This window comes from Azorhizobium caulinodans ORS 571, from assembly GCF_000010525.1.
GTDB lineage: Bacteria > Pseudomonadota > Alphaproteobacteria > Rhizobiales > Xanthobacteraceae > Azorhizobium > Azorhizobium caulinodans.
Genome location: NC_009937.1, coordinates 4,461,311 through 4,487,497, shown reverse-complemented (window position 1 = coordinate 4,487,497; position 26,187 = coordinate 4,461,311). Strand labels below are relative to the sequence as shown.

Genomic DNA, 26,187 nt, shown 5'->3' with positions numbered 1-26,187 from the left:
GGTATGCGTGCGCATTTCGAGCACATGGAGGCGCACCGCGGGTGCTCACTGTCCCGGGGTGTACAATTCTCTGGTGTTTCGTCCCCGCATCCCGCAGCTCTCGACTAAGGTCAGTCTGGGGCGACGACGGTAGCGCTGGACATGCCCCGGCCGGTCGAGCGACCCTTACGTCAAACAAGAAAGCCGGCCAGCGTCCGGACGGGAGGACATGCTTCAGGCCTGGGTCGTCATCATCCTCGCCTTCGCCTATATCGGCTGCCTCTTCGCCGTGGCGAGCCTGGGCGACCGCTGGGGGCCGGGCAAGGCGCTCACGGCCGCGCGGCCCTTCATCTATGCGCTGTCGCTGGCGGTCTATTGCACCTCCTGGACCTTTTACGGCTCGGTCGGCCTTGCCACCGCGCAGGGCTATGACTTCCTGACCATCTATGTGGGGCCGGTGATCGTCATCACGCTGGGCACGCCGGTGCTGATGCGGGTGGTGCGCCTGGCCAAAGCCCACAACATCACCTCCATCGCCGACTTCATCGCCGCCCGCTACGGCAAGCATCAGGGCATCGCCGCGCTGGTGGCCCTTGTCGCCGTCATGGGGTCGATCCCCTATATCGCGCTCCAGCTGAAGGCCGTGTCGGCCTCGCTGCTGGCGGTGCTGGGGCATCTGGCGGGCGGGCCCATGCGCCTGCCGGTGGGCGGCGACATGGCGCTGTTCGTCGCCTTCGCCATGGCGGTCTTCGCCATCCTTTTCGGCACCCGCCACACGGATGCGACCGAGCATCAGGACGGTCTGATGCTGGCGGTGGCGACGGAATCCCTCGTCAAGCTCATCGCCTTCCTCACCGTCGGCGTGCTCGTCACTTTCTTCATCTTCGATGGCCCGTGGGAGCTGTGGTACGCGAGCCTCGAGAGCGGGGCGACCACACCCTTCCAGCACGGCATGTCGCTGGAAAACTGGGTGACCATGACGGTGCTCTCCGCCGGCGCCTTCATGCTGCTGCCGCGCCAGTTCCACGTGGCGGTGGTGGAGAACAAGAGCGAGGCGGAGATCCGCCGGGCCCGCTGGCTGTTCCCGCTCTATCTCGTTCTCATCAATCTCTTCGTGGTGCCGCTGGCGCTGGCCGGTATGACCATGTTCCCGCTGGCGACCGTGGACAGCGACGTCTACGTGCTCGCCGTGCCGCTGGCCTCCGGGCACGAGGGCTTTGCGCTGCTCGCCTTCATCGGCGGCCTTTCGGCGGCGACCGCCATGGTCATCGTGGAATCGGTGGCGCTCGCCATCATGATTTCCAACGATCTCGTGGTGCCGCTGCTGCTGCGCCGCCGGGTGAGCCGCACGACCGAGGGCACCGCCAGCGCCAGGGACATGTCGGAGACGCTGCTGCTGGTGCGGCGGGCGGCCATCTTCTGCATCATGCTGCTGGCCTATCTCTATTACCGCACCACGGGCGACGTGCAGCTGGCCCAGATCGGCCTGCTCTCCTTTGCTGCGGTGGCTCAGGTGGGGCCGGCCTTCGCCGCCGGCCTCATGTGGCAGCGGGCGACCGCCAAGGGCGCGGTGGCGGGCATTCTGGTGGGCGTTGCCGCTTGGGCCTATACGCTGCTGCTGCCGAGCCTCGTGGATGCGGGCCTTGTCGCCCGCGACATCGTGGAGGCGGGGCCGCTGGGGCTCGGCTGGCTGCGGCCGACCGCGCTGCTGGGTCTGGAGGCGACGCCGCTCGCCCATGGCGTCGCCTGGAGCCTTGCCCTCAACACGCTGGCCCTGCTGGCGGTCTCCTTCTTCACCCGGCCCAGCGACATCGAGCGCGTGCAGGCGGGGCTGTTCATCTCCGACGCGCAGGCGCTGGTGCGGCCCGCCTTCCGGCGCTGGCGCTCGGCGGTGAGCACGGAAGAGCTCATCGTGACGGTGGCGCGCTATCTCGGCGAGGAGCGCACGCGCTCGGCCTTCGCCACCTTCGCCGTGGAGCAGGGCATCAAGCTCGATCCGCTGCGCGAGGCCGACGCGCATCTGGTGCGCTTTGCCGAGCATCTCCTGGCGTCCGCCATCGGTGCGGCGTCGTCGCGCCTCGTGCTCTCGCTGCTGCTGCGAAAAAGGGCGGTTTCCACCAAGGCGGCGCTGCAACTGCTGGACGATGCCTCCGCGGCCATCCAGTACAATCGCGAGCTGCTCCAGAGCGCCATCGACCACGTGGGTCAGGGCATCGCCGTGTTCGACCGCGAGGCGCGCCTCGTGTGCTGGAACCGCAGCTTCGGCGCCATGCTGGACCTGCCGCCGGAATGCTACGCCATCGGCGTTCCGCTCGCCGACATCCTCGCCCATGCCCTGCCGGAGAGCGAGGCGGCCGAGCCCGTCGCCCGACTCGGGCGCTATGTGGCGGCCACCGGCGCGGTGCTGGAGCGCCTCACCCAGCGCGGGGCGGTGATCGAGGTGCGCTCCGACCCCATGCCGGATGGCGGCATCGTCGTCACCTTCACCGATATCACCGCCTCCGTGGAAGCCGAGATGGCGCTGGAGCGCGCCAACGAGACGCTGGAGCGCCGCGTGCGCGAGCGCACGGAACAGCTGGAGCGGCTCAATCAGGCGCTGGAGAAGGCCAAGGGCGAGGCGGAAGAGGCGAACCTCTCCAAGACGCGCTTCCTCGCCGCCGCCAGCCACGACATCCTCCAGCCGCTGAACGCCGCCCGCCTTTATGTGACGAGCCTCGTGGAGCGCACGAAGGGCGGGGAGGGCGCGCGCCTTGCCGCCAACATCGACGCCTCGCTGGAGGCGGTGGAAGAGATCCTCGTCGCGCTGCTGGACATCTCGCGCCTCGACAGCGGCGTCCTGAAGCCGGAGTTCGCGCCCTTCCGGCTGGACGACGTGCTGAAGCAACTGGAGCTGGAATTCGCCCCGCTGGCGCAGGAAAAACAGCTCAAGCTCACCTTCGTGCCTTGCTCGCTGACCGTGCGCTCGGACCGGCGCTTGCTCCGCCGCCTGTTGCAGAACCTCATCTCGAACGCGGTGAAATATACCCCGCGCGGCCGGGTGCTGGTGGGCTGCCGCCGCCGCCGGGGCAAGGTGCGGGTCGAGATCATCGATACCGGCCTCGGCATTCCCCGCTCCAAGCACAAGCTGGTGTTCCAGGAGTTCCAGCGCCTCGACCAGGGGGCGAAGGCGGCGCGCGGCCTCGGCCTCGGCCTGTCCATCGTGGAGCGCATCGGGCGCGTGCTGGACCATCCGGTGGCGCTGCGCTCGGCGGCGGGGCGGGGCTCGGCCTTCACCGTGGACCTGCCGGTGGCGGTGCCGCTGCCCGAAGAGCATTCCGAACCGGCGCCGCAGCCGCGCATCGCCGCCCCCCTCGACGGCCTCACCGTGCTGGCCATCGACAACGAGCCGGCCATCCTCGACGGCATGGAGACGCTGCTCTCCGGCTGGGGCTGCCATGTGATCAAGGCGGCGGACATGGCCGGGGCGCTGGAGGCGCTGCATGCGGCGAAGGTGCAACCGGACTTCGTGCTGGTGGACTACCATCTGGATGCTGGTCACGGCATCGAGGCGGTGATGGCGCTGCGCTGGAAGCTGGGCAAGCTGCCCGCCGCCCTCATCACCGCCGACCGCACGCGCAAGGTGCGCGAGGCCGCACGTGCGGCCGACATGGCGGTGCTCAACAAGCCGCTGAAGCCGGCGGCCCTGCGCGCCCTCCTCGCCCAGTCCCGCCTTGCGCGCAGCGCCGCGGAATAGGGCCGAATGCGGCGGCGCCGGCCGAAGAAGACCCGTTGATATGCCCGCCGCCCGGCGCGCGGCGTCCCGCCTTTCCGGCTCCACCTGTGGCCCAAACTCCACATCGCACGATGGACGCGGGATGATCCCGCTTCTTCCCCATCCCCGCCCCAATCGCGCCCTCATCGGCTGTCTTTCTTGTCCTGCGCCGGAACTGAGGGGGTGAGAGCCTCTCTCGCAGGTTCAGGCGAAGAAGAATGTCGGCAATGAACTGGCGTTCACATTCCATTAACCTTGCGGGGATGCCATGACTTTTACCATTCATGTGCCCGTCTTCCCGATGCGGAAGGAAATCGAGGCGCGTAAAGCCCGCAAGCAATCCTTTCTGTTCAGCATGGCCAGCCTGGCCCGCGGCGAGCGCAAGCGCTCTCGGGATGCGGACGGCTACCTCGCCATGGAAATGCTGCCGCTCGACGAACTGGAGGGCGTGCGCCGTCCGCCGGCGAAGAAGCCCAAGGGCCGGACCGACGCCTGACCCGACCGGGACGGGCGACGGCGCCCCTCCCGAAGCCGGCCGCCGCCCCTGCGGCCGGATGGCCTCGCAGAGCCTCCACGCGCCTGGGCCGAGCCCCGCGCAGGTATGCGCCTCACTCCTCACGAGAGGTCTAGCGGTCTCTACGCCTCACACGTCTGGCGCGCGGTGCGCAGCCTGTGCCTTGACAGCGGTGGGGTGTAATCTGATATATTTGCAATCCTGAGCGGTGTCGTGGCGGGGGCGCGGCGCCGACAGCCGAGCGATGCAGCCTTGCCATCGCTCATCATCTGACGCTTGTCCCGGGGCTCCCATTCAGTGGACAGAGCCGATGAGCGTCGAGGCAAATTTCCAGATCGCGCGATCCCGATTGCCCCTCCTGCGGCGCGGCCCGGCTTGGGTCATCGGGGTGGAACTCGTTTCCCTCGTGGCGGCGTATCTCCTCCCGGCTCTGGTGGTCGAGCTCGGCGCCGCCATGGTGCGCGGTGCCCAAGGGCTCAGCATCGAGCCAACCGCTCCGGTCGAGATCGCGGCTTATGAACGATGGATGGACGTCCTCGTCATTCCGGCCGTCGGTCTCGGGCTGCTGGCCTTCGGCTGGTGGCTCGCCCGTGTCGCGTCGGCTCAGGGCGTTGGGCCTGACACCGCCGTGCTGGTTCGCCGGCCCTGGGTCCGGCGCCTTGCCGCGGTTGGTCTCGCCGGCCTCGCGGTGGCGCTCCCGATTGCGGTCTGGGGCACGGCAGCGCCTCAGTGGGAGTCTTGGCTGCGCGACCTGCATCGCCATGCGGGCCCGGATGTGGTCCTGCGCTGGGGCGAGGGCCTGTTCCTGCTGGGCATCCTGGTGATCTGGCCCCTCGGCGAGGAGCTGTTCTTTCGGGGATGGGTCTGGAACGCCCTGCGCGGCTTCTGGTCACAGCCGGTGGTGATGGGCGTGACCGGCTTCATCTTTCTCGTCGCGGCGGCCTCCGCGAACCCGGAGGACATGCTCGTTCTGTTGCCGTCGACGATCGCCTTCACCGTCGCCCGAGCGCTCGGCGGCCTGAGGTCTGCCGTCCTCTGCCACCTTGTGTACGTTTGGGCCGCCGTGATTTGGGTGCTGTCGAGCCTGATCGTCGTGCGGTTTTGACCGAGTAAGCGTCTGATTTTTTAGAGCCGTTCATCATCCTGCGGCATCGGCGTTTCCGGACCGGTGTCGTCCTTTTGCCCTGCGCGGCCTGTCACCGCCATTGCCTGCCGGAGAGCGGACATGACCCTCCACACCACCGCCGCGCCGGCGGCGCGCCCGCCGCTTCTGCGGCGCGGTCCCTTCCGGGCGCTGCTGGTTCTCGCCCTCGCTGCGGTTGCGGCCCTCGTTGTCACCTTCGGCGGCATCTCCGTTGGGGTCGGCATGGTGCGGGCGGCCCGCGGGGAGGGGCCGCTGCCCGTCGATCCGTTCGCGCGAGAGGCCCTGCTCATGTGGATCAGCGTCCTCGTGCTGCCCGTTCACGGCATTGTGCTCGGCCTCCTCGGCGTCCTGCTCGCCCGCGTCACCGGCGAGGGGCGCGTGATGCGCGGTCTGGGGCCGCTGCGCATCCGGCGGCCGCTGGCGGTCGTCGCCCTGGCCGGCCTCGCATTCGCCGTCGCGGTGATGACCGAGCCGGTGGCCTCGGGCGCGTTCGGCCTTCTGGGGGATTTCGCGCTCGGCGCCGCGCTCGATGGCGGCTGGCACTGGCGCGGGGCGGAACTCCTCTTGCTCCTGAGCCTCATCGTCATCGTGCCGCTGGCGGAGGAGCTGTTCTTCCGGGGCTGGATCTGGGAAGAACTCAGCCGCTGGTGGCGCCCGCCTGCGGTGATGGTGGCGACCGGGCTCGCCGCCCTGCTTGCCCACGGCCTTGGCGATCCTCGTGGCTTCCTTCTCGTGCTCCCTGCCGTCGTCGCGCTGGCGCTGGCCCGACAGATCGGCGGCGGCATCGGCGCCTCCCTTCTGTGTCATGTCGTCTATAATCTCGGGGGCTGCGGGCTGGTGCTGCTGCAATAGGGCACTGCGCCGCTTGGCGTCCCGCGACGCGATCCGATAAGGTCGCGCCGAAACTGATCCGCCGGGACGCACCATGCAACGCTCCGATACCGACGCGGCCGAAACCCATTTCGGCTACCGCACCGTGCCCTTGGGCGAGAAGCAGACCCTGGTGGACGACGTCTTCCACAAGGTCGCCAAGCGCTACGACATCATGAACGACCTCATGTCCGGCGGCCTGCACCGGGCGTGGAAGAATGTCCTCATCTCGAAGCTCCGCCCGCCGCAGGGCGACCGGCCCTTCCGCCTGCTGGATCTGGCTGGCGGCACCGGGGATGTGTCCTTTCGCGCCGTGACGGCGGGCGGCACCGGTACGCGGGCCGTGGTGGCGGACATCAACACCGAGATGCTGGCGGTGGGGCGCGAGCGCGCCGAGAAGCGCGGCCTCTCCGACAAGGTGGATTTCCGCGAGGCCAATGCGGAAGAACTGCCCTTCGAGGATGCGAGCTTCGATGCCGTGACCATCGCGTTTGGCATCCGCAACGTGCCGCGCATTCCGCTTGCCCTCTCCGAGATGCGGCGGGTTCTGAAGCCGGGCGGGCAGGCGCTGGTGCTGGAATTCTCCAAGGTCGACGTGCCGCTGCTCGACAAGATCTACGAATTCTATTCCTTCCGGGTGATCCCGGAACTGGGCAAGCGGGTCGCGGGCGATGGCGAGCCCTATCAGTATCTGGTGGAATCCATCCGCCGCTTCCCCGCGCCGGACGTCTTCGCGCAGATGATGCGCACGGCGGGCTTCGCGCGGGTGACCGCGACCCCGCTCACCGGCGGTATTGTCTGCCTCCATTCGGGTTACCGCATCTGATGGCCGTGCGCGGCCATCGCGGAAAGGGACCGGCGTGATTCTCGTTCTCATCGACGCCGCGCGCCTCGCGCGCGCCGGCTATGTGCTTGCCCGCGAGGGCGTGCTGAGCCTCGTGAGCCCGGCCATGGTGCCGCCGCTCGCACGGCCCGGCCTGCGCCTTGCGCGCCTCATCGCCCGCCCCGATGCCGGCACGCGGGCGGCGCGCCTCTCCGCCGCGCTGAGCCGCCTCGGCCCCTCCTATGTGAAGCTCGGCCAGTTCCTCGCCACCCGGCCGGACGTGGTGGGCGCGTCCGTCGCCCGCGACCTGGAGGTTCTGCAGGACCGCATGCCCGCCTTCGGGCAGACGGTGGCGGAGCAGACGGTGGTGGACGCCTTCGAGCGGCCGCTCTCCGAGGTCTATGCGGAATTCGGCCCGCCCGTGGCCGCCGCCTCCATCGCCGAGGTGCACAAGGCGGTGGTGGTGGAGCGCGACGGCACCCGCCGCACCGTGGCGGTGAAGATCCTGCGCCCCGGCATCGAGCGGCGCTTCTCCGCCGACGTCGCCACCTTCCGTCGCATCGCCGCTTTCGCCGAGAAGATCTCCGCCGAGGCCCGGCGCCTGCGGCTCACCACGGTGGTGGATACGCTCGGCCGATCCGTCACCATGGAGATGGACCTGCGCCTCGAGGCCGCGGCCTATGCGGAGCTGGCCGAGAATGTGAAGGACGATCCGGACGTCCACGTGCCGGCAGTGGACTGGGACCGTTCCGCCCGCGAGGTGCTGACCACCGAGTGGATCGACGGCATCAAGCTCTCCGACCGTGCCGGGCTTGAGGCGGCGGGGCACGATCTCCAGAACCTCGCCCGCATCGTCATGCAGTCCTTCCTGCGGCAGGCCATGCGCGACGGCTTCTTCCATGCCGACATGCACCCCGGCAATCTGTTCGTGGATGCGGAAGGCCGTCTCGTGGTGGTGGACTGCGGCATCATGGGCCGCCTCGGCCTCAAGGAGCGGCGCTTCCTCGCCGAAATCCTCTACGGCTTCATCACCCGCAACTGGCGGCGCACGGCGGAAGTGCATTTCGAGGCGGGCTATGTGCCCTCCCACCATTCGGTGGAGGACTTTGCCCTCGCCATCCGCGCCATCGGCGAGCCGATCCATTCCCGCAGCGCCGACCAGATTTCCATGGCCCGGCTGCTCTCGCTGCTGCTGGAAGTGACCGGCCTCTTCGACATGAAGACCCGGCCCGAACTGCTGCTGCTGCAGAAGACCATGGTGGTGGTGGAGGGCGTGGCGCGCGGCCTTGATCCGCAGCTCAACATGTGGACCACCGCCGCCCCGGTGGTGGAGGACTGGATCGCCCAGAACCTCGGCCCTGTCGGTCGCCTCCAGCAGGCGGGCTCCGGCATCGGCGAGGTGGGCCGCTTCGTCCTCGACGCGCCGGTCCTGCTCACCCGCGCCGGCCGCGTGGTGAGCCAGCTCGACGAAGCAACCCGCAACGGCCTCCACCTCTCCCCCGAGACGCTGGAGGGCATCGGCGCCGCCGAAGCCCGCCGCGCCTTCTGGGGCAATGCGGCCCTCTGGGTGATCGCCATCGCGCTGCTGCTGCTGGCGCTGAAATGAGGGCTCGGCTGCTGGTCTGATGGATCCCAAAAGGGAGCTCGGCCGTTGTCGGAGACGTCAACCGGCCAAGCTTCGAAGGGAAACTGTCTTGACCAGTCCAGCCGTCCCGCCCGCCGCGAAAGGCAAGCGCCCCGCCACGCGGCTCTATGCCATCCTCGCGCGGGATGCGCGAACCGGCGTCGTCTTCCGCCGCGGGCCGAGCCGGCAGGTGCAGCTCATCCGCTGGGATCTGCGCGACGACACGTTCGAGCATGGGCAATGGTTCAAGGGCCGCATCTATGAGCGGCGCTGCGACCTCTCGCCGTCCGGCAAACTGCTGCTCTATTTCGCAGCGACCCATCGGGCGCCCTTTTACACCTGGACGGCCCTTTCAAAGCCGCCCTTCTTCACCGCGCTCGCCCTCTGGCCCAAGGGGGACGCCTGGGGCGGGGGCGGCATGCTCGACGATGAGGAGACAGTGCTCCTCAACTATCTCCCCGACGGGGACGCCCCCCGTTTCCCGCTGGCCGAAGGCTTTCGGCTCAAGCCCGGAATGCAGGTGAAGCCGTGCGGTCAGTGGTCCGGGCGCGGGGAGGACGAGCCTCTCAACACCCTGCTGCTGGAGCGGGCCGGCTGGCGTCTGGTGGAGCGGGGAGAGGGCGAGGCGCGCGGCCTGAAGGCCCCGGAAATTTATAAGTTCAGCAAGCCGCAGGTGCGGGAGAAGGATGGCCCCGGCGGGCGGCGTCTCCAGATGCTGCTGCGGGTCGTTGGCCGCGCCGGGAAGCCCTTCTACGGCCTCGATTACCGCGTGGTGGATCGCGACGGCACGGTGCTGGTCGATCTGCCCGAGACTGACTGGGCGGACTGGGACGGCGGCGATCTCGTGTTCGCCCGCGCCGGCTGCCTCCACCGGTTGCGCAAGAGCCGCTTCCGCGATTATGCGGATAAGGGCGAAGACGCATTCCTGCGCCTCCATGACTTCAGTGATGCGCGCTTCGCGCCGCTGGAGGCGCCTTACGCGGCATGGTGAGCCGGAGCATTTCCGGGTCTCTGGGAAAGCGCAAAAGCGTTATGGGGACAATGTTTCCGCTATACGCAGTCGCGTCTGTGCCAGAAGCTCTGGCGGCAGGTGCCCGATCCGGTCTGCCTTCGCCGCTTCGATGGTTGCGATCTTGGCCGTCCGGACGACGGATGGTGCGGGCAGACCGCAGGCCCCATAGGCATCGCCTAATGGAACATCGCCGGGCCAAGGCCTGTTCTCCGCGCTGGTGATCATGAGCACCCACAACAGGTGACCACCCGCCACCGGGCCCCGGCTAACCACGAGCGCCGGCCGATGCTGGCGCGTATTGCCGTCCGTGTAGGGGAATGGGACGCGGACGATGTCCCCCTGATCAAAGGCCGCCATAGGCCTTGCGATCCGCCTCTCCGTCCCACTCGGAGAAAGTGGCGAAGGGATCATCGGTGGGCAGGGTGGGTTTCGCCTTGCGGATCACCACATGGTCGCCTTCGATGGCATAGGCGATCTCATCGCCTTCCTTGAGCTGCAAGGCGTTGCGTACGGGCTGCGGAATGGTGGTCTGCGCCTTGGTGGTGAGCCGGGAGGTGATCATGGCTGCTCCTCGCTCACGCAATGTAAGGAAAGTCCTTACATTGCGCAATTGGCACATCCGGTGGAAGGCCGTCGCCGTCCCTCACCACCCCGCCGGCAGCATCGCCCGCGCCACCAGCCGGGCCTTGGTCGGGAGCGGCAGGTCGCTCGCCACCTTGCGTTCGAAGGCGAGGAACGCGCTGTCGAGGCGGCCGAGCTGCCACTGGCGCTCGTCCAGCGGCAGGAAGGCATGGGTTATGGCGGCCCGGGCCATGGCCTTCAGCTGCCCATAGCCGAGCCCCTGATCGCGGGCGGCGCGGAAATATTCGTTCGTGAGGTCGATGCGCGAGACGCCGGCATCGTCGGTTGAGAGCACCACCGGCACGCCGGCGGAGAGATAGGTGCGGATGGGATGCTCGGGGCCTCGCACGCCGAGGATCACGTCGGAAGAGGTGAGGGCGATCTCCACCGCCACATCCTTGCGGCGCATCTGGGCGAGGAGGCCGTCCATGTCGCGCTCGAAGGCGATGGCGGTGCCGTGGCCGATGCGGCGGGCGCCGGCCACCTCCACCGCCTCGCGGATGTGGAAGGTGAGGTCCGGCGGCGGCACCAGGCCGAGCCACAGTTCGCCCGCATGGAGCGCCACCGGCACGTCATGCCCGGCGAGGGCGCCGATCCAGCGCATGTGCATGCGGTAGTCGCGAAGGGAAATGCGGTAGTCCTCCGGCCCCACATAATTGAGGCCCGCCACGATGCCGGGTGCCGCCCGGACAAGGGCCGCGGCATGGGCGGTCTGGACGAAGACCTCGGCCGGCGGCGCGTTGCGGTTCACCTGCGCGATGAAGCGGTAGGCGACGGTGCAGCCCGGCTTGCCCCGGTCGCCCGCGCAGCCGCGCAGGGCTTCGATGCGGGCCACGAGATCCTTGAGCTGGGCCGCGCGCGCCGAAACGAGATCGGCAAGGCCGGCGCCCTTCACCGCCTCCAGCAGAGGGACGGGATCGCTCTGGCCGTCGATGCCGCCGGCGGCCGCCGGGCTCGCCAGCAGCGCCTGCGCCAGCCGGCGGCGGTCCTCACCCTCGAAGAGCGTGACCATGAATTCCGCATACTGGACCTGCTCGGCCTCATACTGGCGCAACTGGTCCACCACCATCTCTGCGGTGGCGCGGGCGGTGCTGTCCCATTCCGGGCCGCCGGTGGCGGCATTGAACTTGCCGAAAGTGCCGAAGAACTGGTCGTGGCCGGAAGGGACGGCGAGCGTGGGCACGAACCAGCGGGTGGAAAGGGCATTCACCAGCAGGTCGTAGGTGGTCTGGCCCCGGCCGCCCGCCACCGCTTCGGCGAGCGGCACGAGGGCGGGGTCGGTGCCGCACGGGTGATCGGCAGGCGCACCGGCGGGGCGGGGCAGCAGCGTCCAGTCGGCGCGGCGCAGGCACAGGCCGTCGCGCACCGCAACGCCGATGAAGCGCTCCGCATAGACGGCGCCCGACAGGTGGGTGTGGAGGTCGCCGCCCTTGGGCATGCGGGCGAGGAAGGCGCGCATGCGGGGAAGCTCGGCGCGCAGCGTCTCGAACTGTCCGGCGGTGAGGGTGGCCGGCAGGTCGCGGGTCACGAAGGCAAGCCGCACCACGAGGGCGGCGGCGATGAGGACGAAGGCGGCAATCGCGATGCGGCGGCGCACGATCAGGGCTCCGGATGGATCTCGGCGGCAGGGGCGGCCTCGCGCGCCCCGCGAATCGCGCGACCGCTGAAGCTTCCGATGCTGCATCCTTCTACCTGAAATTTCGTCCGGCGGTCTTCGCACCCTGAGTTCGCCGTGGCACCCGCGTCGCCAGTATGGAGGCCGGTTGAAAGGGCAGAGCGGGAAGGGGCCGTCGCAGATCGCACCAGGATGGGACGATCCGCCGATGTGCGCATGCGTTGGCGCGCCACAATGCCGCGCGGGCCTGCGACGCGGGCGGCGCTCGGTTTCAAGCCATCTTGGTACTTGTCCCGATTGCGGGGCTTATGGCTTTTCGCTACCTCCTCCTCAGATGTCGGAAGTTCGGCGCATCGGCTGTCACGGTATTCCGGGCAGCCCGCAAGCAGGTCCGGCGAAAATACTGGTTTTCAGGCGCTCATCAACGTTGCCGGGCGCGTCCCTGTTGCTTCATGAGTGAGCCATGATCGCGTCCCCGCCCGATCTGATCGCAAAACTGGCGCTCTATTCTATAGACGCCATCGCCGACATGATCGTCTGGGCCGACCGCGAGGGCCGCTATGTGTGCGTCAACAAGGCGGCGCAGCGGCTCCTCGGCTATACGGAGGAGGAGTTCCAGGGGCGCCGGGTCTGCGACGTGGACCCCCTGTTCGACGAGGCCCGCTGGCGGGAGCACTGGGCGGAACTGGAACGGCTCGGCTCCGTCACGCTGGAGACGGTGAACACGACCAAGGACGGCGTCGATGTTCCCGTCGAGGTCACGGCCAATCTGGTTTCCGTGGACGGGCGGCTGTTCAACTGTTCCATCGTGCGCGACATCACCGAGCGCCGGCGCAACGAGGCCGAGCGCCGGGCGCTGAACGAGCGCATCTACCAGCTCAGCATCACGGACGGGCTCACCGGCATCAGCAACCGCCGGCGCTTCGACGAAGCGCTCGCGAGCCTCGTGGCCCAGCATGCGCGTTCGGGCAAGCCGCTGTCCGTGATCCTGATCGACATCGATCACTTCAAGGCCTTCAACGACCATTACGGCCACCTGAGCGGCGACGACTGCCTGCGGCAGGTGGCGGCGGTCATCGCGTCGCTGATGCGGGGCGAGAGCGACCTTGCCGCCCGCTTCGGTGGCGAGGAGTTCGCCTGCGTCCTGCCCGGGCTCGACCTTGCCGGTGCGGCGAGCGTGGCGGAGCGGCTGCGGTCCGGTATCGCGGGGCTGGGCATTCCCCATGCCAAGGCCGACGGTGGTCACGTGACGGCCAGCATCGGCGCCGTGTGCTGCGAACGCCCCATGGCGCAGACCTCCCACGGCCTGTTGGCGACGGCGGATGCCTTGCTCTACCGCGCCAAAGGGGAAGGGCGAAACCGCGTGGCCGTCGCCCGCCTCTGAACCCGGCGCGATCCAGCCCTTTGCCGCCGGGTGCGCCTGAACGCGAATTCCGGTAGAGGACTGCCTGTGCCCGATGTGCGCATCGGGCCGGCGCCGCGAGGGAGACCGCCATGCTGCACGATCGCCGCATCCTTCTGATCATCGGCGGCGGGATCGCCGCCTATAAGTGCCTCGATCTGATCCGCCGCCTGAAGGAGCGCGGCGCCAGCGTGCGCGCCATCATGACCTCGGCCGCCCAGCATTTCGTGACGCCCCTTTCGGTCGGCGCACTGACCGGCGAGCGGGTGTTCACGGACCTGTTCGACCTCACGGCCGAGCACGACATCGGCCATATCCGCCTCTCGCGGGAGGCCGATCTCGTGGTGGTTGCCCCCGCCACCGCCGATCTCATGGCCAAGGCGGCCAACGGCCTTGCGGATGATCTCGCTTCCACCGCGCTGCTCGCCACCGACAAGCCGGTGCTGTTCGCCCCGGCCATGAACCCGCGCATGTGGAGCCATCCGGCCACCCGGCGCAATCTGGCGCTGCTGAAGGAAGACGGCGCCGCCATCGTCGGCCCCAATGCCGGCGCCATGGCCGAGCGGGGCGAGTTCGGCGAGGGCCGGATGGCCGAGCCGCTGGAAATCCTCGCCGCCATCGAGGCGCGCTTCGAAACCCACCCGCAACTGCTCAAGGGACGGCGGCTCCTGGTCACCTCCGGGCCGACGGTCGAGCCCATCGATCCGGTGCGCTATATCGCCAACCGGTCTTCCGGCAAGCAGGGCCACGCCATCGCGGCGGCGGCGGCGGCGGCCGGGGCGGAGGTGGTGCTGGTCTCCGGCCCGGTGCAGGTGCCCGATCCCCGCGGCGTCACCGTCATCCATGTGGAGCGGGCGCGGGAGATGCTGGCGGCGGTGGAGGAGCATCTGCCGGTGGATGCCGCCGTCTTCGCCGCGGCGGTGGCCGACTGGCGTGTGGCCGGCGAGGCGGACCAGAAGATCAAGAAGGGGCCGCAAGGCACGCCCGATCTCCAGCTCACCGAGAATCCGGACATCCTTGCCACCATCTCGCACCATTCCACCCTGCGGCCCCGTCTCGTGGTGGGCTTTGCCGCCGAGACGGAGAATGTGGTGCCGAACGCCCGCGACAAGCGCCTGCGCAAGGGCTGCGACTGGATCGTCGCCAATGACGTCTCGCCCGCCACCGGCATCATGGGCGGGGATGCCAATACGGTGCATCTCGTCACCGGCGAGGGCGTGGAGGACTGGCCCTCCGCCAGCAAGGCGGAGGTGGCCCGCCGCCTCGTCGCCCGCATCGCCGGGGCGCTGGCCTGACGGTGCCGCATTTGCGCCTCACGTGTCTTTAGGGTCACCGAAACCTCCCGGTGGGATGATGCCCGCCGGCCGCAGCGCCTGCCGCCTTCAAGGACCCCCGCATGTTCCGCAACATCCTCTCGGTCGGAGGCTTCACGCTGCTCTCGCGCCTCGCGGGCTTCATCCGCGACGTGGTGATGGCGGCGGTGCTGGGCGCGGGGCCGGTGGCGGATGCCTTTCTCGTCGCCTTCCGGCTGCCGAATCACTTCCGGGCCATCTTCGCCGAGGGCGCCTTCAACGCCGCCTTCGTGCCCACGTATGCCAAGCTGAAGGAACAGGACGGCATTCCCGCCGCCCGGGGCTTTGCCGATGAGGTGCTGACCGCCATGGCGATGGTCCATGGCGTGCTGCTGGTGCTGGTGCTGGGCTTCACGCCGCAGTTCGTCGGCCTGCTGGCGCCGGGCCTCGCGGAGGACCCGCAGCGCTTCGATCTGGCGGTGACGCTGACGCGCATCACCTTTCCCTATCTGGCGCTGATCTCGGTGGCGACGCTGATCTCCGGCGCCCTGAATGCCTCCGGGCGCTTCGCCATGGCGGCGGCCTCCCCCATTCTCCTCAATGTCTGCATGATCGGCACGCTGCTGGGCGGCGCGCTGTTCCCGACGGTGGGACACGCGGCGGCCTGGGGCGTGCTCGTCTCCGGCGTGCTCCAGATGCTGCTGGTGGGCTGGGATGCGGAGCGCAGCGGCATCGGCCTGAGATTCGGAACGCCCCGGCTCGATCCCGGCACGCGGCAGTTCCTCAAGGCCCTTGGCCCGGCCATCATCGGCTCGGCCGGCGTGCAGATCGCCTTGTTCGCGGACACGATCATCGCCACCTTCCTGCCGGCGGGCGCGCTGTCGGCGCTCTATTACGCTGACCGCATCAACCAGTTGCCCATCGGCGTCGTGGCCATCGCCATCGGTACCGTGCTGCTGCCGGAGATGGCCCGCCGCCTTGCTGCCGGTGACGAGGAGGGGGCAGCGCGGGCGCAGGCCCGCTGCGTGGAACTCGCCGTGCTGCTGGGCCTGCCCTTCGTGGTGGCGGCGCTTCTCATTCCCGATCTGACCATGCGCGCCCTGTTCGCGCGCGGCGCCTTTACCCGCGGGGATGCGATAGAGGCGGCCGCGACCCTGCAGGCCTATGGCGTCGGCCTCATCGCCTTCCTGGTGGTGCGGGCCTTCGTCTCGCCCTTCAATGCGCGCGGCGATACGGCCACCCCCATGCGCGCCTCGCTGACGGCGGTGGGCCTCAATGTGGCGCTGAAGTTCGCCCTCATGGGGCCGCTGGCGCAGGTGGGCCTCGCCCTCGCCACCGCCATCGGCGGCTGGATCAATGTGGGGCTGCTGATCTGGTTCGCCCGCCGGCGGGGCTTTCCCATCGGCGACGAGCGCCTGTTCGGCCATCTCGTCCGGCTTTTGCTGTGCGGCGTCGTGCTCGCCGTGGTGCTTGAGGTGGGTGTGTGGGGCATGGGCCGCCTCACCGAAGGCTTGGCCGGCTCTCGCGACGAAGTGATCTTTCTCGCCGTCGTTCTGGCCGGCGGCCTCGCCTATCTCCTTGCCGTTGCGGCATTTCTGGGCAAGGGCTTCGTGCTGGGCCTGGCCGGCCGCCGCCGCACCTGAGACCGGCGTTCCGCATCTGATGCGCCCGCGGGGCATTTTGCATTGCAGGAAGCTGTGCTATCGACCGTTCCCGAAGGAATGGCTCGTCAGTTGCGGGAGGCGTCGTTCCGAGAAATTGACCGCCCCTCGCGGCGCTCTGTTGGAGCTCCCTTGATGTTTGTGTTGCCCCGCCTTCCGCTCAAGGCTCTCGGTGCAGTCTCCCTTCTTTCGCTTGCCGCCTGTGGCCAGCCGCAGCAGCAGCAGGGTGGCCCGCCGCCGCCTCCGGCCGTGACGGTCGCCAAGCCGCAGCCCAGGACGATCACCGACTATGATGAGTATGTCGGCCGTTTCGTGGCGATGGATGAGGTGAACGTGCACGCCCGCGTGTCCGGCTATCTCTCGGAGATCCAGTTCACCGACGGCCAGCTGGTGAAGAAGGGCGATCCGCTGTTCACGCTCGACCAGCGCCCGTTCAAGATCGCGCTCGATCAGGCGAAGGCGAACCTCGCCCAGGCGCAGGCCAATCTCGATTATGCGCAGACCGACCTTGAGCGCGCCAAGACGCTGCTCCAGGACCGCAATTCGACGGCCATCTCCAAGCAGACCTTCGACCAGCGCACCCAGACCGAGCGGACCGCCGCCGCCACGCTCCAGGCGCAGGAAGCTGCCGTGGCCTCGGCCCAGCTCGATCTCGAGTTCACGCAGCTCACTGCACCCATCTCCGGCCGCATCGGCGACCGGCGCGTGTCGGTGGGCAACTATGTGATCGGCGCCAGTGCCGGCACGCCGACCCTGCTCGCGGTGATCGTGTCGCAGGATCCGATCCGCTTCGAGTTCACCTTCGATGAAGGCTCGCTGCTGCGCTACAAGAACAGCGGCACGGGCGCCAACGACGGCGCGCCGGTGGACCTCAAGCTGCTGGACGAGAAGACCTTTGCCCATCACGGCAAGATGGACTTCCTGAACAACGTGGTGGACACCGCCACCGGCACCATCCGCGGCCGTGCCGTGTTCGCCAATCCGGACGGCCTGTTCAAGCCGGGCATGTTCGCCCGCATCCGCGTGGCCGCCAGCAAGCCCTATGAGGCACTGACCGTTCCCGATACCGCCATCGGCACCGAGCAGGTGCGCAAGTTCGTCTATGTGGTCGGCCCCGAGAACACGATCGCCATGAAGTTCGTGGAGCTTGGCCCGGTGGTGGACGGCCGCCGCGCGGTGAAGTCCGGCCTCACGGCGGACGATGTGGTGGTGGTGAACGGCCTGATGCGCGTGCGTCCGGGCGTCAAGGTGACGCCGCAGGAAGAAAAGCCCGCTGCTCCGGCTCCCGCCGGCGCCCAGAACGGTAACGCCGCCGCCCCGGCGAAGTGAGGAGCGATCCCCCATGCGCTTCTCTCATTTCTTCATTGACCGGCCGATCTTCGCCTTCGTCATCTCCATCGTGGTGATGCTGCTGGGCGGTGTGTCCTATCTGCGCCTCCCCGTGGCGCAGTATCCGGACATCGCCCCGCCGGTGATCACCGTGAGCGGCCAGTATCCCGGCGCCAGCGCCGAGACGGTGGCCGACACGGTGGTGGCGCCGATCGAACAGCAGATCAACGGCGTGGAGGGGATGCTCTATCTCTCCTCCAACTCCTCCGCGGACGGCCGCTTCACCATCTCGGTGACGTTCGACCTCGGCACCAATCTCGACATCGCGCAGGTGCAGGTGCAGAACCGCGTGGCCATCGCCTCGCCGCGTCTGCCCTCCGAAGTGCAGCAGATCGGCGTCGTCACGGCGAAGAGCTCGCCGGACATCCTGATGGTCGTCAGCCTCTATTCGCCTGACGGCTCGCGCGACGGCCTGTTCATCTCCAACTACGCCAACGTCCAGATCAAGGACGTGCTCTCGCGCATCGACGGCGTCGGCTCCATCACGGTGTTCGGCAGCCGCGACTATGCCATGCAGGTGTGGCTCGATCCGCAGCGCCTCCAGACGCTGAACCTCACCGCCGCCGAGGTGGTGAGCGCCCTCCAGTCGCAGAACATCCAGGTGGCCTCGGGCGTGCTGAACCAGCCCCCGGTCTCCAATCCGGGCGCGTTCCAGATCGCCGTGCGCACGCTCGGCCGTCTGTCCACGCCCGAGGAGTTCGGCAACGTCGTCATCAAGCAGACGGCGACCGCGCTGGTGCGCCTGAAGGACGTGGCCAAGGTCGAGATCTCGGCGCAGGACTATTCGTCCACCTCCTATCTCGACAAGTACAACTCCATCGCGCTTGGCGTCTTCCAGCGTCCGGGCTCGAACGCGCTCGCCACCGGCAATGCGGTGGTGGCCAAGATGGCCGAGCTCGGCAAGGTGTTCCCGGAAGGGCTCAAGTACGGCATCTACTACAACCCCACCGAGTTCATCTCGCAGTCGGTGGAGGCGGTGATCCACACCATCTTCGAGGCCATCATCCTCGTGGTGATCGTGGTGGTGCTGTTCCTTCAGACCTGGCGCGCGGCGATCATCCCGATCCTCGCGATCCCGATCTCGCTCATCGGCACCTTCTTCATCATGAAGCTGTTCGGCTTCTCGCTGAACAACCTGTCGCTGTTCGGCCTCGTGCTGGCCATCGGCATCGTGGTGGACGACGCCATCGTCGTGGTGGAGAACGTGGAGCGCAACATCGCCTCCGGCCTCTCGCCGCGTGACGCTGCCTACAAGACCATGGACGAGGTGGGCGGCGCGCTTGTCGCCATCTCGCTGGTGCTGTCGTCGGTGTTCGTGCCGACCGCCTTCATCACCGGCATCTCGGGCCAGTTCTACCAGCAGTTCGCGCTGACCATCGCCGGCTCGACGCTGCTCTCGCTGCTGGTCTCGCTGACGCTCTCGCCCGCCATGTGCGCGCTGCTGCTGAAGCCGCATGCCCATGGCGAACAGCGCGTAGCCTGGTACGCCAAGCCCGTGGTCGGCTTCTTCAACATCTTCAACCGCGGCTTCGAGGCGCTGGGCAACGGCTATGCGGCCGTGGTCTCCCGCCTCGTGCGCATCGTGGCGCTGGTGCTGATCGTCTATGGCGGCATCGTCGCCTTCGGCGGCTATCTCTTCACCTCGACGCCCCAGGGCTTCATCCCCGATCAGGATCGCGGCTACCTCATCGTCGCGGCCCAGCTTCCGCCCGGCTCCTCCATGTCCCGTACGGAAGAGGTGATGACGCGGGCGGCGGATCTGGTGCTCGGTACGCCGGGCGTCGCGCACATCGTGAACATCGTCGGCTTCTCGGGCGCCACCTTCACCAACGCCCCGAACGCCGGCGCCATGTTCGTGATCCTGGAGCCGTTCTCCCAGCGCGGCGGCGATCCCACCCGCACGGCCACCGCCATCCAGCGGCAGCTGTTCGGCAAGCTCGCTTCCATCCAGGATTCGCTGCTCATCGTGGTGCAGCCGCCGCCGGTCAACGGCATCGGCAACGCCGGCGGCTTCCGCATGATGATCGAGGACCGGGACGGCCAGGGCCCGCTGGCGCTGCGCAACGCGGTCTATGCGATGATGGGTGCGGCGGCGCAGACGCCGGGCCTGCAGCAGGTGTACTCGCTCTTCGAGACCTCGACCCCGCAGATCTATCTCGATATCGACCGCGCCAAGGCGCAGATGCTGCAGGTCAATGTCTCCGACGTGTTCAGCGCGCTGCAGAGCTACATCGGCTCGACCTATGTGAACGACTTCAACCTGTTCTCCCGGACGTTCCGCGTTCAGGTGCAGGCGGATGCCCCGTACCGCAAGGAGGTCAAGGACATCCTGAGCATCCGGGTGAAGAATGCGAACGGCGACACGGTGCCGCTCGGCTCCTTCACCACGGTTCAGGACATCTCCGGTCCCTACCGGCTGCCGCGCTATAACCTCTATACGTCGGCGGAACTCGACGGCAGCCCGGCCCCCGGCTACTCGCAGGGTCAGGCGATCGAGATCATGCAGCAGCTCGCCGCCAAGGTGCTGCCGCAGGGCTTCGCCTATGAGTGGACGACGCTCGCCTACCAGCAGCAGCGGGCCGGCAACACCGCCATCTTCGCCTTCGGGCTGGGCGTGGTGTTCGTCTTCCTGGTGCTGGCGGCGCAGTATGAAAGCCTGACGCTGCCGCTGGCCGTGGTGCTCATCGTGCCCATGTGTCTCGTGGCAGCGCTGGGTGGCGTCATCCTGCGCGGGATGGACAACAACATCCTGACGCAGGTGGGCTTCATCGTGCTCATCGGCCTCGCCGCCAAGAACGCCATCCTCATCGTCGAGTTCGCCAAGCAATTGGAGGACCAGGGCATGGGACGGCGCGAGGCGGCGGTGGAGGCGGCCCGGCTGCGTCTGCGCCCGATCATCATGACCTCGCTCGCCTTCATCCTCGGCGTGGTGCCGCTGGTGTGGGCGACGGGCGCCGGCGCCGAGCTGCGCCAGGCGCTCGGCACGGCGGTGTTCTCGGGCATGATCGGCGTGACCTTCTTCGGTCTGATCTTCACGCCGGTCTTCTATGTGCTGGCCCGCTGGATGGCGTCGCTCGGCTCGGGTAGGAAGTCCCACGACCCGGCGCACGATCACCCCGCCCCGGCGGAGTGACGGCACCACCCCTCTCAGAAGCGGCGCCGGTCTTCCGGCGCCGCTTTCGTTTCAACGCCTGATCGCCGAGTGCCCATGTCCGCTCCCACTCACACCGGCCTGCCTTTCGACGACATCCGCCAGCTCGTCTCCACCATGCCCGGCCCCGATGCCGCTGCGCGGGCGATGGCCGAGGCCCGGCAGTCGGACCTCCTGAAGCCGCCCGGCGCGCTGGGGCGACTGGAAGAGATCGCCATCCACCTCGCCACCTGGCAGGCCAAGGGCATGCCAACCGCCGACCGGCCCATGGTGGCGGTGTTCGCGGCCACTCACGGCATCGCCGAGCGGGGTGTCTCGCCTTATCCGGGCGCGGTGACGAAGCAGATGGTCGCCGCCTTCACGGACGGAAAGGCGGCCGTGAACCAGATCTGCGCCAGCTTTGATGCGGGCCTGCGGGTGTTCGACCTCGCCCTCGACCTGCCGACGCCGGACATCACCCAGGATGCGGCGCTGGACGAGCGCGCCTGCGCCGCCACCATCGCCTTCGGCATGCAGGCCATTGCCGGCGGCGCCGACGTGCTGGCGCTGGGCGAGATGGGCATCGGCAACACCACCATCGCCGCGGCGCTCTGCCACGCCCTCTATGGCGGCACGCCGGAGGAATGGGTGGGCGCCGGCACCGGCGCCACGGGCGACATTCTGGACCGCAAGGTGGCTGCCGTGCGCGAGGCCATCGCCTTCCACGGCGCGGCCTTGTCCGATCCGCTGGAGATCCTGCGCCGGGTGGGTGGGCGCGAGGTGGCGGCCATGGTTGGTGCCATCCTCGCCGCGCGGATCGAGCGCGTGCCGGTGGTCCTCGACGGCTATGTGGTGACGGCCGCCGCCGCCGTGCTGCACGCCATGGACCCGAGCGCCCTCGACCATTGCCTTGCCGGCCACGTCTCGGCCGAGAAGGCCCATGCGCGCCTCTTGGAAAAGCTTCGTCTCAAGCCCATCCTCGATCTCGGCATGCGGCTCGGCGAGGGCTCGGGCGCGGCGCTGGCGCTCGGCGTCGTGAAGGCGGCGGTCGCCACCCATCGCGGCATGGGCACCTTCAGCGACGGCGGCGTCTCCAACAAGGCGTAACAGGCGGTCCGCCCAGATGCATCCATCTGGGCGGCAAGGCCGGACTTGAGGCTATTCCGCCGCCAGCAGGGGCGTGGGGGTGGTTCCCTCCGCCGCCGCGAGCGCGCGGGAGGCGGGAAAGGAAAGGGTGGCCCGCGTGCCGCCCGTGGCCCGTTCCGTAAGATCCAGCCGCGCCTCGTGCATCTGCGCCAGCGCCCGCACGATGGCAAGGCCGAGGCCTGCGCCCTGGCCGCTCGCCGGATCGAGCCGGCTTTCCCGGTGGTGGGCCGAGAGGGCGAGGGGCAGCTCGGCGTCCGCCAGCCCTGGCCCGTTGTCTTCCACCGCGCAGAAGGGCGCGCCCTCCGCATCGCTGTCCACGAACAACTCGACGGTGCCGCCGGCGGGCGTGAACTTCACCGCGTTGGCCATCAGGTTCAGCACCATCTGGCGCACCGCGCGCTCGTCCGCCCACAGGCGGGGGCGGGCATTGAGGGTGACGATGAGCGTGATGTCCCGCTCCGCCGCGCCGAGCCGCATCATGTGCGCGCAGTCCTGCGCCAGGGCGCCGAGGTTCACCGCCGTCTCCAGCACCTGCCGGTGGCCGGTCTCGATGCGGGCCAGATCGAGGATGTCATCGGCCAGCGCCAGCAGATGGCGGCCCGAGGCGTGGATGTCCTGCGCATAATCGCGATAGGCGGCGTTGGCGTGCGGGCCGAGCACCTCCTGCGCCATCACTTCGGAAAAGCCGATGACCGCGTTGAGCGGGGTGCGCAGCTCGTGGCTCATCTCGGCGAGGAAGCGGGACTTGGCCTGATTCTCCGCCTCGGCGGCGGCGGTGCGGGCGGCCTGCGCGTGAGCCTCCGCGCGGCGGGCGGCCGACAGGCGCCCCAGCGTGCGGCCGAGGGTGAACAGCTCGATGGCGGCGAACAGCAGCGGGGCGGCGGCGAGCCACAGCAGCGAGGCGCGCAGCCGCGCCAGCAGCAAGGCGACGACGAAAACCGCCAGCGCGCCGGCCAGCCAGCGCACGGAGCGGCGCGCCTCGGCCAGGGCCTCGTCGAATCCGCGGCCTTCGGCTGCGCGCCCGCTGTGCGGGGCGGCGCCGGCGGCGCGATCCATCGGGGCCTGCGTCATGCGCGCGAACCTTCTGCGCCGGGGTCGTGGCGCGCTTTGGCCAGACTCCGATCTTCCATCCGACTCCTGCTTGAGCAGGGTTGATGAATGGTTAACGCCAGCGTCACGGATTGACGAGTCGCACCGGAATCCGGCACTGCCGCCTTATGCGCCTGCATCCGTTCTCCCGGACCGATCTTGTGCTGGCCGGGGCGCTCCTCGCCGGCCTGTTCGTGCTTGCCGCCGTCCTGTCCGAGCGCTGGCGGGGTGGCGGCGAGCGGGAGGTGAGCGGCCCCACCTTCGTCGTGGACGGCGACACGCTGGACGTCCGCGGCCAGCGGGTGCGGCTCGCCGGCATCGATGCGCCCGAACTGCATCAGACCTGCGGCGAGGAGGGCCACCTCTGGAACTGCGGCGAGATGGCCCGCATCGCCCTCCAGGCGGAGGTGGATACGGGCGCCGTCCGCTGCCGGGGGCGGGCCTTCGACATCTACCACCGCCTGATCGCCACCTGCTTCGTCGGCGATGTGGACATCGGGGAGCAGATGGTGAGCTCGGGTCTCGCCATTGCCGATGGTGCCTATCGCGCCACCGAACTGGAAGCGCGGGTGACCCGGCGCGGCATCTGGTTCGGCCCCTTCCAGCGGCCCGTGGACTGGCGGGCGGAGCACCCCAGAGGCACCGCCGACAAGGCGCACCCCTAGGTTGCTGCATGGAGATGCTGCGGCCGATGCGAGTCGGAGCGGCTTGACTCTCGCGCGCAGGAGGGAGAATTTAGAACAAAACGGGAACATGAAATGAGCGCGACGGCGGAACAGCTCCGGGCGCTTCGGCAGGAGGTGGCCGGGCTTGAGCGATGGACAGGTCAGGGCGCGGCCAGGCGCGTGCCGCTCGGCCATGCGGAGGTGGATGCCGCGCTGGGCGGCGGGCTGGAGACCGGTCGGCTGCACGAATTCTTCTCCCGCGCGGCCGGGGACGTGGGTGCGGCGGCGGGCTTTGCGGCCATGCTTGCGGCCCGCTTCGGCAGCGGCGTCTTCTGGCTGCGGCAGGAACAGGCCGGGCGGCAGGGCGGGGCCCTGCATGGACCGGGCCTTGCGGAGATCGGGCTCGATCCCGCGCAACTGATCCTCGGCGTGTTGGAGGACCCGCTGGCGGTTCTGGCGGCGGCGGGCGAGGCGGCCCGCTGTCCGGGCGTCGGCAGCGTGGTGGTGGAGCTTCACGGCATGCCGCGGGCCCTCGATCTCATCGCCACCCGCCGTCTGGCGCTGGCGGCGGAGGGCTCCGGCGCCAGCGTGCTGCTGCTGCGGATCGGGGGGGAGGCCCGCCCGAGCGCCGCCTGGACCCGCTGGAGCGTCAGTGCGGCACCCTCCGCGCCGCTGGAGGCGGGGGCGCCGGGGCATCCGGCGCTCGATCTGGAACTGACACGGCAGAAGAGCGGCCCGCCCGGCGGGCCATGGCGGGTGGAGTGGGATCGTGATGGAGCAAGCTTCCGGACGTGGAGCGGGGGAGGGGCGGCGCTATCTGGCGCTCCACTTCCCCCTGCTGCCGATGGATCGTCTGCGCCGCCTCGGCGTGCCGTCCTCCCCCTGCGACGCCTCGGCTGAGCCGCCCTTCGCGCTGGTGGAGAAGGAGCGCGGCGCCCTGCGCCTCGCCGCCGCCAATAGAGCCGCCTTGCGGCTCGGCCTCACCCCCGGTCTTGCCCTTGCCGATGCGCGGGCGCGCGTGCCGGACCTTCTGGTCGAGGAGCACGCGCCCGAGGCCGACCGGCGGTTTCTGGAGCGGATCGCGGAGGCCTGCGACCGCTATACGCCCATGGTGGCGGTGAACCCGCCCCACAGCCTCATCCTCGACGTGACCGGCGTCCCCCACCTGTTCGGGGGCGAAGGCGGCCTCAAGGCGGACGCCGCCCGTCGCATGGCGGCCGCCGGTCTCACCGCGCGCCTTGCCTGCGCCGGCACGCCGGAGGCGGCGCTCGCCCTCGCCCGCTTCCACCGCGGCCCCCCGCTCATGGACGCGGCGTCCGAGGAGGCCGCCGTACGAGCCCTGCCCGTGGCAGCACTCGATTTGCCGCCGGAAACCGAGACCGCCTTGCGCCGGGCGGGCCTCAACTGCGTGGGCGACATCGCCCGCCGTCCCAGCGCGCCACTCACGGCCCGCTTCGGGGCGCAGGCCACCTGGCGCCTCGCCCGGCTGCTCGGGCGCGTGGACAGCCGCATCACGCCCCGCCGGGCGCCGCCCGCGCTGCTCTTCTCCCATCCCTTCGCCGAGCCCATCGGCCGCATGGAGCATGTGATGGGCGTGCTCGGTGAACTGGCGCAGCGCGCCGCCACGGAACTGGAGGCGCGCGGTCTCGGCGGGCGCAGCTTCGAGGCGCGCTTCTATCGCAGCGACGGCGAGACCCGCACCGTGCGGATCGAAACCGGCGCGCCGGTCCGCGACCCCGCCGTGGTGATGCGTCTGTTCGCGCTGCGCATAGAGGCGCTGGCGGACCCGCTCGATCCCGGCTTCGGCTTTGATCTGGTGCGCCTCGCGGTGCCGCAGGCCGAGCCTTTTTCGCAGGCGCAGGGCGGCCTTGACCGGGAGGAGCAGGGCGAGGACCTCGGCGCGCTCGTGGACCGGCTGAGCATGCGCTTCGGCCGCGCGCGCTTCCGCCGCCTCGTGCCGCGCGACACCCATATTCCCGAGCGGGCGGTGGCGGCGGTGCCGGCGCTGGCTGCCGCGCCGGAGAGCTGGGCTGCGCCCGAGCCGGAGGAGCCGCCGCAGCGCCCCCTCTATCTCTTCCGTCCGCCCTTGCCCATCGAGGTGCTGGCGGAGGTGCCGGACGGCCCACCCTTGCGCTTCCGCTGGCGCGGCGGCACCCATGACGTGGCCGCCCAGGAGGGCCCCGAGCGCATCGGCGAGGAATGGTGGCGCGACATCTCGCGGCCCGAGACGCCCCGCGATTACTACCGTGTGGAAGACAAGGGCGGTCGCCGCTTCTGGATCTTCCGCCATGGCATCCACGAAGGCGGCCGCGCCCCGCCCCTCTGGTATCTTCACGGCCTTTTCTCTTGAGGCTGCGTGCATTGTGATCGTTCGTGTATCCTGATCGAGCGATCATCAAATCCCGCGGCTGACCTCAACCTGTCAGCCAAGCCCCGTCCGGACAAGCCGTGCAGGGGGGA

The 26,187-nt window shown here is 69.3% G+C and carries 20 protein-coding genes; 16 read left to right on the top strand and 4 right to left on the bottom strand.

Annotated features, from left to right (window positions below; translation table 11 throughout):
• Positions 1 to 208 precede the first annotated feature (208 nt).
• The 7 genes from AZC_RS20130 (at position 209) to AZC_RS20100 (ending at position 9,696) form a co-directional block, all read left to right on the top strand.
• The gene (locus AZC_RS20130) at positions 209 to 3,712 is read left to right on the top strand and encodes a hybrid sensor histidine kinase/response regulator (protein WP_012172443.1); all 3,504 of its coding nucleotides are present in this window, start codon (positions 209 to 211) and stop codon (positions 3,710 to 3,712) included.
• A gap of 286 nt (positions 3,713 to 3,998) precedes the next feature.
• Positions 3,999 to 4,226 carry a hypothetical protein gene (locus AZC_RS20125; protein ID WP_012172442.1) on the top strand — a complete coding sequence of 76 codons (228 nt, stop codon included), beginning with the start codon at positions 3,999 to 4,001 and terminating at the stop codon, positions 4,224 to 4,226.
• Positions 4,227 to 4,554: 328 nt separating this feature from the next.
• Entirely contained in the window at positions 4,555 to 5,349 is a 795-nt protein-coding gene (locus AZC_RS20120) for a CPBP family intramembrane glutamic endopeptidase (protein ID WP_043879640.1), read from the top strand.
• A gap of 120 nt (positions 5,350 to 5,469) precedes the next feature.
• On the top strand, positions 5,470 to 6,240 hold the full coding sequence (locus AZC_RS20115; protein WP_043879639.1) for a CPBP family intramembrane glutamic endopeptidase: 771 nt from the start codon (positions 5,470 to 5,472) through the stop codon (positions 6,238 to 6,240).
• Between the two features lie 73 nt (positions 6,241 to 6,313).
• Positions 6,314 to 7,084 (top strand): bifunctional demethylmenaquinone methyltransferase/2-methoxy-6-polyprenyl-1,4-benzoquinol methylase UbiE, encoded by a 771-nt coding sequence (gene ubiE / locus AZC_RS20110; protein ID WP_012172439.1) that lies wholly within the window; start codon positions 6,314 to 6,316, stop codon positions 7,082 to 7,084.
• Positions 7,085 to 7,118: 34 nt separating this feature from the next.
• Positions 7,119 to 8,687, top strand: coding sequence for a 2-polyprenylphenol 6-hydroxylase (gene ubiB / locus AZC_RS20105; protein WP_012172438.1), 1,569 nt, complete (start codon positions 7,119 to 7,121; stop codon positions 8,685 to 8,687).
• A gap of 88 nt (positions 8,688 to 8,775) precedes the next feature.
• The gene (locus tag AZC_RS20100) at positions 8,776 to 9,696 is read left to right on the top strand and encodes a hypothetical protein (protein ID WP_043879638.1); all 921 of its coding nucleotides are present in this window, start codon (positions 8,776 to 8,778) and stop codon (positions 9,694 to 9,696) included.
• Positions 9,697 to 9,735: 39 nt separating this feature from the next.
• Here the strand turns inward: AZC_RS20100 and AZC_RS20095 are convergent, their stop codons facing one another.
• The 3 genes from AZC_RS20095 to AZC_RS20085 form a co-directional block, all read right to left on the bottom strand.
• Positions 9,736 to 10,074 (bottom strand): type II toxin-antitoxin system PemK/MazF family toxin, encoded by a 339-nt coding sequence (locus AZC_RS20095; protein ID WP_043879637.1) that lies wholly within the window; start codon positions 10,072 to 10,074, stop codon positions 9,736 to 9,738.
• Positions 10,061 to 10,279 (bottom strand): AbrB/MazE/SpoVT family DNA-binding domain-containing protein, encoded by a 219-nt coding sequence (locus AZC_RS20090; protein WP_012172436.1) that lies wholly within the window; start codon positions 10,277 to 10,279, stop codon positions 10,061 to 10,063. The genes AZC_RS20095 and AZC_RS20090 overlap by 14 nt, the downstream gene beginning before the upstream one ends.
• An 81-nt stretch (positions 10,280 to 10,360) precedes the next feature.
• Positions 10,361 to 11,935, bottom strand: a complete 1,575-nt coding sequence (locus AZC_RS20085) for a hypothetical protein (protein WP_052286022.1) — start codon at positions 11,933 to 11,935, stop codon at positions 10,361 to 10,363.
• Positions 11,936 to 12,416: 481 nt separating this feature from the next.
• Between AZC_RS20085 and AZC_RS20080 the strand changes: the two genes are divergently transcribed.
• From AZC_RS20080 to cobT, 6 genes are all read left to right on the top strand, one after another.
• Positions 12,417 to 13,337, top strand: coding sequence for a GGDEF domain-containing protein (locus AZC_RS20080; protein WP_012172434.1), 921 nt, complete (start codon positions 12,417 to 12,419; stop codon positions 13,335 to 13,337).
• A gap of 110 nt (positions 13,338 to 13,447) precedes the next feature.
• The gene (gene coaBC, locus AZC_RS20075; protein ID WP_012172433.1) at positions 13,448 to 14,650 is read left to right on the top strand and encodes a bifunctional phosphopantothenoylcysteine decarboxylase/phosphopantothenate--cysteine ligase CoaBC; all 1,203 of its coding nucleotides are present in this window, start codon (positions 13,448 to 13,450) and stop codon (positions 14,648 to 14,650) included.
• A gap of 101 nt (positions 14,651 to 14,751) precedes the next feature.
• The gene (murJ, locus tag AZC_RS20070; RefSeq protein ID WP_012172432.1) at positions 14,752 to 16,290 is read left to right on the top strand and encodes a murein biosynthesis integral membrane protein MurJ; all 1,539 of its coding nucleotides are present in this window, start codon (positions 14,752 to 14,754) and stop codon (positions 16,288 to 16,290) included.
• Positions 16,291 to 16,443: 153 nt separating this feature from the next.
• Entirely contained in the window at positions 16,444 to 17,637 is a 1,194-nt protein-coding gene (locus AZC_RS20065) for an efflux RND transporter periplasmic adaptor subunit (protein WP_173362980.1), read from the top strand.
• A gap of 13 nt (positions 17,638 to 17,650) precedes the next feature.
• On the top strand, positions 17,651 to 20,830 hold the full coding sequence (locus AZC_RS20060; RefSeq protein ID WP_012172430.1) for an efflux RND transporter permease subunit: 3,180 nt from the start codon (positions 17,651 to 17,653) through the stop codon (positions 20,828 to 20,830).
• A gap of 75 nt (positions 20,831 to 20,905) precedes the next feature.
• Positions 20,906 to 21,934 carry a nicotinate-nucleotide--dimethylbenzimidazole phosphoribosyltransferase gene (gene cobT, locus AZC_RS20055; protein WP_043879635.1) on the top strand — a complete coding sequence of 343 codons (1,029 nt, stop codon included), beginning with the start codon at positions 20,906 to 20,908 and terminating at the stop codon, positions 21,932 to 21,934.
• A gap of 51 nt (positions 21,935 to 21,985) precedes the next feature.
• Here the strand turns inward: cobT and AZC_RS20050 are convergent, their stop codons facing one another.
• Positions 21,986 to 23,044: a sensor histidine kinase gene (locus AZC_RS20050; RefSeq protein WP_012172428.1), complete on the bottom strand. Its 1,059-nt coding sequence runs from the start codon at positions 23,042 to 23,044 to the stop codon at positions 21,986 to 21,988.
• Positions 23,045 to 23,190: 146 nt separating this feature from the next.
• Here AZC_RS20050 and AZC_RS20045 point away from each other — a divergent pair, with 146 nt between their 5' ends.
• The 3 genes from AZC_RS20045 to AZC_RS20035 all read left to right on the top strand — a co-directional run bounded on the left by AZC_RS20045 (position 23,191) and on the right by AZC_RS20035 (position 26,077).
• Positions 23,191 to 23,727, top strand: coding sequence for a thermonuclease family protein (locus tag AZC_RS20045; RefSeq protein ID WP_052286021.1), 537 nt, complete (start codon positions 23,191 to 23,193; stop codon positions 23,725 to 23,727).
• A 93-nt stretch (positions 23,728 to 23,820) separates the two neighbouring features.
• Positions 23,821 to 24,627: an ImuA family protein gene (locus AZC_RS25970; RefSeq protein ID WP_012172426.1), complete on the top strand. Its 807-nt coding sequence runs from the start codon at positions 23,821 to 23,823 to the stop codon at positions 24,625 to 24,627.
• The gene (locus AZC_RS20035; protein WP_043879634.1) at positions 24,572 to 26,077 is read left to right on the top strand and encodes a Y-family DNA polymerase; all 1,506 of its coding nucleotides are present in this window, start codon (positions 24,572 to 24,574) and stop codon (positions 26,075 to 26,077) included. The genes AZC_RS25970 and AZC_RS20035 overlap by 56 nt, the downstream gene beginning before the upstream one ends.
• Positions 26,078 to 26,187 lie beyond the last annotated feature (110 nt).